Source organism: Eubacterium barkeri (assembly GCF_900107125.1).
GTDB classification, from domain to species: Bacteria; Bacillota; Clostridia; order Eubacteriales; family Eubacteriaceae; genus Eubacterium_O; species Eubacterium_O barkeri.
The window spans coordinates 132,196-139,048 of the sequence record NZ_FNOU01000006.1; the positions used below are offsets into that span (position 1 = coordinate 132,196).

6 protein-coding genes are annotated in these 6,853 nt (G+C 50.7%); all 6 read left to right on the top strand.

All coding sequences use genetic code 11. The annotated features are described in order from the left end of the window. The first annotated feature begins 1 nt into the window (after position 1). From BLU30_RS05540 to BLU30_RS05565, 6 genes are read left to right on the top strand one after another with little or no spacing between them, the layout of a single operon-like run. On the top strand, positions 2 to 1,723 hold the full coding sequence (locus tag BLU30_RS05540) for a glycoside hydrolase family 3 protein (RefSeq protein WP_090244288.1): 1,722 nt from the start codon (positions 2 to 4) through the stop codon (positions 1,721 to 1,723). 23 nt (positions 1,724 to 1,746) lie between these two features. Further along, entirely contained in the window at positions 1,747 to 2,811 is a 1,065-nt protein-coding gene (uxuA, locus tag BLU30_RS05545) for a mannonate dehydratase (protein ID WP_090244290.1), read from the top strand. 2 nt (positions 2,812 to 2,813) lie between these two features. Continuing rightward, on the top strand, positions 2,814 to 3,662 hold the full coding sequence (locus BLU30_RS05550) for an SDR family oxidoreductase (RefSeq protein ID WP_090244292.1): 849 nt from the start codon (positions 2,814 to 2,816) through the stop codon (positions 3,660 to 3,662). Positions 3,663 to 3,681: 19 nt separating this feature from the next. Then, entirely contained in the window at positions 3,682 to 5,094 is a 1,413-nt protein-coding gene (gene uxaC, locus BLU30_RS05555; protein WP_090244294.1) for a glucuronate isomerase, read from the top strand. Then, positions 5,091 to 5,744: a bifunctional 4-hydroxy-2-oxoglutarate aldolase/2-dehydro-3-deoxy-phosphogluconate aldolase gene (locus BLU30_RS05560; RefSeq protein WP_090244296.1), complete on the top strand. Its 654-nt coding sequence runs from the start codon at positions 5,091 to 5,093 to the stop codon at positions 5,742 to 5,744. The genes uxaC and BLU30_RS05560 overlap by 4 nt, the downstream gene beginning before the upstream one ends. Positions 5,745 to 5,746: 2 nt before the next feature. Next, a complete protein-coding gene (locus BLU30_RS05565; protein ID WP_090244298.1) occupies positions 5,747 to 6,595 on the top strand; it encodes an HAD family hydrolase in 849 nt (282 codons plus the stop codon). Positions 6,596 to 6,853: the final 258 nt, after the last annotated feature.

Here is a 6,853-nt window from a genome sequence, read left to right on the forward strand (position 1 = left end):
GATGATTAATTTACGGGAAAAGCCTTATTATTTAGACGATGCCGCCATCGATTGGGTAGAAAAAACCATCGATGAAATGACTTTGGAAGAAAAAATCGGCCAACTTTTTGTGGTAATGGTTAAGGGGAATTCCATGGAGCGCAGCGAGATTAAGGCCATGTTGGAACGGGTAAAGCCTGCGGCGATGCGCTATCCCGGACAGCCGGCTCAAAATCTTTGGGAACAAAACGCCTTCTGTCAGGCCAATAGTAAGATTCCGCTGCTGATTGCTTCCAATTGCGAAGCTGGCGGCAATGGCGGTGTGGGCGGCGGCACCCTGGTGGCCAATGGTGCGGCTATCGCCGCCATCGACGATGAGACGGTGGCCTACGCGGTGGGGCGTATTGGGGCCACAGAGGCGGCGGCCATTGGATGTAATTGGAATTTTGCCCCGGTGGTGGATTTACTTTACAATTGGCGTAATTCCATTGTGCAGACCCGATCCATTGCCACAACGCCTGAGCGCACCGTGGATTATGCCAAGGCCTGGAACCGTGCAACCCGGGAGGTAGGCCTGGCCGATTGTGTTAAGCATTTCCCTGGAGACGGCTGTGATGAAAATGACCAGCACCTCTGCCTTACCGTCAATGATAAGGACGCGGATGAATGGATGGCAACCTACGGTAAAATGTTTAAGGGAATTATCGATGATGGGGTAAAAACCATTATGGCTGGGCATATCGCCCAACCCGCATGGCAGCGTCGGTTATCAGACCATGAGGTAGCGGACCGTGATATTCTGCCAGCGACCCTTTGCCCCGAGCTCATTAATGGTCTGCTCAAAACAGAGCTGGGCTTTAATGGTTTGGTGGTGACCGATGCCAGCCACATGATCGGCCTGACTGCAGACATGCCCCGGAGCAAGGCGGTACCACAGTCCATTGCCGCTGGCTGTGATTTGTTCCTGTTTATGAATGACGTGGAGGAAGATTTTGATTATATGATGGAAGGCTATAAAAAAGGAATCATTACGGAGGAACGGTTATCCGACGCCCTTCACCGGATTCTTGGACTCAAAGCCTCCATTGGACTGCATCAAAAACAAGCCGATGGGACCCTGATGTCCTCGGAAGAAGGCTTGTCGGTGGTGGGCAACGACGCCCATATGGCCATGGCCAAAGAATGTGCCGATCGGGCCATTACCCTGGTTAAGGATACCCGGGGAAATCTGCCCATTACCCCAAAGACCCATCCCAAGTTGCAGCTGGTATTTATCGGCGGGGATAAAACGGTGGTGGCTGGTGAGGTCATGGAATCCTCCAGCACGGCTTGTCTTAAAAATCTGGTGGATGCATTGGAAAGAAAAGGCTTTGAGGTGAACGTTGAAGATGGCAGAGAATGCAGTAAATCCATGCATACCTCGGTTAAGAAACTGAAAGAAGATTTTGACGCAGTATTGGTTGCGGTGGATAATGTAGGGCTTTGCCAGTACAATACCACTCGGATTAAATGGGAAAATCAAGCCCATCAACCCTGGTACAATGCTGAATTGCCCACGGTGTATGTCAGCTTTAATCTGCCCAATTCCCTCATTGACCTCTCCATGAGCCGGACTTATATCAATGCGTATATGGATTCGCCTGTAGTTGTAGAGGCCTTTGTTGAAAAGCTGACAGGGGAGAGTCCCTTTAAAGGACAGTTTAGTAAAAACGTGTGGTGTGGCCGCTGGGATACCCGTTTATAAAAAACCACAAGGAGGTGGAAATTATGAAACTTTCATTCAGATGGTTCGGACCGGAGGATGCGGTGACTTTAAAGAATATCCGTCAGATCCCCGGGATGTACAGTATTGTTACCGCTGTGTACGATGTGCCCGTTGGCGAAGTGTGGCCAGAGAAAAGTATTCTTGGTGTTAAGGCCATGGTAGAGGATGCTGGCCTGCATTTTGAAGTTATTGAAAGCGTTCCGGTACATGAAGATATTAAGCTGGGAAAACCCAGTCGGGATGTCTATATCGAAAATTATTGTGAAAATATTCGCCGGTTGGCGGCCGCTGGCATCAAATGTATTTGCTACAATTTTATGCCTGTGTTCGATTGGACCAGAACCCAGCTCGACCATGAGCTGCCCGATGGTTCCACCTCTCTTGTGTATTATCAAAGCCAGGTGGATGCCGTAAATCCTTTGGCCAGTGATGGTGATCTTACCTTACCGGGGTGGGATGCCAGCTACACCCGGGATGAGCTCGCTGCGACAGTGGCGGAGTACCAGGCTCTTACCGAGCAGGATTTATGGGATAACCTGGGCTATTTTTTAAAGGCCATCATCCCGGTGGCGGCAGAATGTGGTGTGAATATGGCCATTCATGAGGATGATCCCTGCTGGAGTATCTTCGGTTTACCCCGGATTATCACCAAAGAAGAAAATCTGGATCGCTTTTTAAAGATGGTGGATGATCCCCATAATGGTATCACCCTTTGTACTGGCTCCCTGGGGTGTTCCAATCAAAATGATGTGGTGCAGCTGGCAGCGAAATATGCAGCCCTGGGTCGAATCCATTTTGTCCATATGCGCAATGTGGCCCTGGTGGAGGACGGCTTTGAAGAACGGGCGCATCTATCCAGTTGTGGCTCCCTGGACATGTTTGCCATTGCTAAGGCCCTGTACGATAATGGCTTTGAGGGCTATGTCCGCCCGGATCATGGTCGCATGATCTGGGGGGAAACCGGTCGAGCCGGCTATGGGCTGTATGACAGGGCTCTGGGGGCGACGTACTTAAACGGCTTGTGGGAAGCCATCGAAAAGATGGCGGCGCTTCAGAAGGGAGAATAATTATGGCATTACCATTTGGAACAGATTTAACCGGGAAGGTTGCGGTAGTAACTGGCGCCGGTGGAGTGCTTTGCGGCATGTTTGCCGAAGTATTGGCCCAGGCTGGAGCTAAGGTGGCACTGTTGGATTTGAATGAGGCCTTGGCGGCTGACCGTGCAGAAGCCATCGAAGCAGCCGGCGGCGTTGCCCGGGCCTATAAAGTCAATGTACTGGAAAAGGAAAGTCTGGCGACAGCCCGCAGTCAGATTAATGCGGAGCTGGGGACTTGTGATATTCTGATTAATGGTGCCGGGGGAAACAACCCCCGGGCCACTACCGATTCCGAATATTTTACACCTTCGGATTTGGATGGGGATATGGTATCCTTTTTCGATTTGGATCAGAGTGGAGTGGAATTTGTTTTCAATCTGAATTTTATTGGCACACTACTGCCCACCCAGGTTTTTGCAGTGGACATGGTGGGGAAAGAGGGAACGACGATTTTGAACATCTCCTCGATGAACGCCTTCACCCCCTTAACTAAAATTCCTGCTTATAGTGCCGCAAAGGCGGGGATTAGCAATTTTACCCAGTGGCTGGCGGTGCATTTTGCCAAAGCGGGCATCCGTGTCAATGCCATCGCACCGGGGTTCTTTGTAACCAAGCAAAATGAAAAGCTGCTTTTTAACGATATGGGGGAAGCAACGCCACGGACCGAAAAAATTTTAAACGCCACACCCATGGGGCGTTTTGGTGAGGCGGATGAGCTGTGCGGTGCCCTGCTGTTTTTGGTGAACGCAGCGGCGGCAGGGTTTATCACCGGGATTGTATTGCCGGTGGATGGTGGCTTTAGCGCATATTCCGGGGTTTAACCGGGAAAGGAGACCGATTGTGAAAGCATTTATGGATTCAGAATTTTTACTTAATACACCCACTGCCCGTCGGCTGTACCATGGCCATGCCGAAAACCAGCCTATTTATGATTTTCACAATCATCTGGATGCCCAGGCGATTTATGAAAACAAAAATTATAAGGATTTAGCATCCCTTTGGTTGGATGGCGACCATTATAAATGGCGAGCCATGCGGGCCAATGGAATCCCGGAAAGAGACATTACTGGAAGGGAAACTGCCCCAGAGATACGCTTTAATGCATGGGCTAAAACGGTACCCCAAACCTTTGGTAACCCCCTGTATCACTGGACGCATTTGGAACTACAGCGCTTCTTTGACATTACCAGGCCTCTGAACGCCGAAAGCGCACCGGAGGTTTGGGAAGCCTGTAATACCCTGCTGGCCACCCCGGCATTTCGGGTCCGGGAGCTCATAAAAAGGATGGGCGTGAAGGTGCTTTGCACCACCAACGACCCCGCAGAAGATTTAGTTTATCACAAAGCCCTGTCCAGGGAGGAGAAAGCCTTTCGGGTGTTGCCCACCTTCCGGCCGGAAAAAGCCATGGGCGTGGATGCACCGGGATACAAAGATTATATCCGCACCCTGGAAGATGCCGCGGATATCACCATCGGCAGCTATGCTGATTTAAAGGGAGCACTGGCCATTCGCATGGATGCCTTTAGCATCTGTGGCTGTATAATCAGTGACCACAGCTTAGATGGCAATCTCTTCGCTCCGGCTACGGAGGAGGAATTAGAGGCCATTTTCAAAAAGGCGATACTGGGAAGCCCCTTAATACCCCGGGAAATTCGGCAGTTTAAAGGGAATCTGCTGGCGGAGCTGGGCCGGCAATACCATGCCAGGGGTTGGGCTATGCAGCTGCATATCGGTGCACTGCGTAACAATGCCAGACGTCACTATGAAACCCTTGGACCAGACAGCGGCTTTGATTCCATGGATGATATGGCCTATGCCCCCCAGCTGGCGGCACTCCTCAATGCCATGGATGAAGCGGCAGAACTGCCTAAAACCATCCTATACTGTTTAAACCCTAAAGACAGCGCCATGTTGGCCGCTATGATTGGCAATTTTCAGGATGGCAGCATAGCCGGTAAGATTCAGCTGGGGACGGCATGGTGGCTTTGTGACCATAAAGAGGGGATGCAAAAACAAATGAAGGACCTCAGCGCTGCAGGACTTTTGTCCCGGTTTGTTGGGATGGTAACAGATTCCCGGAGCTTTCTCTCCTTTTCCCGCCATGAGTATTTCAGACGCATTTTATGCGCCTATGTGGGCGAGTTGGTGGAAAACGGGGAGTATCCCAATGATGAAACCTTCCTGGGTGAAATGATTGAGAATATCTGTTATGGAAATGCCTTACATTATTTTGAGGGAAAGGATAATCAATGAAAAAGGAAATATTAAGTCGCTTTGAACAAATTGGAATTGTGCCGGTGGTGGTGCTGGAGGATGCTACCCATGCGGTTCCTTTGGCCAAGGCCCTTGTTGAAGGGGGACTACCCTGTGCAGAGGTTACTTTCCGAACAGCGGCAGCCGCCCAATGTATTCAGCAAATGCGAAAGGCCTTCCCGGACATGTTGGTGGGGGCTGGGACGGTGGTCAGCGTAGAACAGGTGGATGCAGCCGTGGACGCCGGTGCGCAATTCGTTGTTAGTCCGGGGCTAAATCCTGAGGTGGTGCGGTACTGTCTGTTAAAGGAGATTCCCATCATTCCCGGGGCAGTTACCCCCAGCGAAATGGAGCAGGCTATGGCTTTGGGGATTACTGAATTAAAATTCTTTCCTTCAGAACCTTCTGGTGGTCTGCCGATGATTAAAGCCGTGACCGCTCCCTATCCTAAACTGCGCTTTATGCCCACCGGAGGCATCACGCCCCAAAATGTCGAAGATTATTTGTCCTTTGATAAAATCATCGCCTGTGGCGGCACCTGGATGGTTCGCCCGGAATGGATTGCTGTCGGAGACTATAAGGCCATTGAAGACAGTGTACGTCAGGCTGCTGAGCTGGTGGCACGGGTCCGCGGCAGAGTGGAGGAATGAGCATGGATCCTTTAAAAAATTGGAAGAAGCAGCATGATTACCTCTTGTGCATCGATTCTGATGGGACCGTCATGGACACCATGGATATTAAGCATCAACGCTGTTTTGGGCCGTGCATGATACAGTGCTGGAACTTAGAGGAATGGGCCGTGGCAATTCAAGCCCATTGGGACAGGGTCAATCTTTATACCGTCACCCGGGGGATCAACCGCTTTAAGGGATTGGCAGAGGCTCTCAGCTGGGTGGATGGACACTGCCGGAGCATCGAGGGTATTGGGGATTTGGTAGCGTGGGTTAATACTACCGAAGAGCTTTCAGGTCAAAGCCTGACGGAGGCGATTAACGTAGGGCCGGATAAGGCGATCCTAAAACAGGCGTTGACGTGGCACAATGCCGTCAACCAGTGCATCGATAACTTGCCGGAAGAGGCCTGCGCCCCCTTTGTTGGTGTTGGGCAAGCTTTGGAAGAGGCCCGTGCTTTCTGCGATATCGCAGTGGTTTCTAGTGCCAATGGTAAGGCCGTGATCGATGAATGGACCCGTTACGGGTTTATGCCCTTTGTGGATCTACTGCTGACCCAGGAGGTGGGCAAAAAAGCAGATTGTATTGCTGCACTCCTTACTAAAGGATATGAACAAAATCATATTTTAGTCCTCGGAGACGCCGAAGGTGATTTAAAGGCAGCCCAGAGTAATGGCGTATTGTTCTATCCCATTCAGGTCCGTAACGAAAAGGAATCCTGGGAGCGTTTTTCCAGGGAATGTTTTGAGCCATTCCTGAATTTAGAGTATGCCGGCGCCCTTCAAGAAACACAAATTAAAGCTTTTTACAATAATTTATCAAAGAATTGAGCGCGGAAGCGCTCTTCAGACTGTCGACAAACCCAGGGAAGGGTGATGATAAAAATACGAGAACCCCGGCGCCCCTGCGGGCAGGCGTTTTGGTTGCCATCAAAGCAAGAAAGCAAACCCACCTTAAACCCAATCAAAACCAAAGGTTTTGCGCATTGACGAATGAGGGCTAACCCTTTGTTCGTCAGCGCCTGGGGTCCGGGGTGAATCTTTTTTATCCTCACCCTGACCGCGCTACATCACTTTGTCTACGCTTTG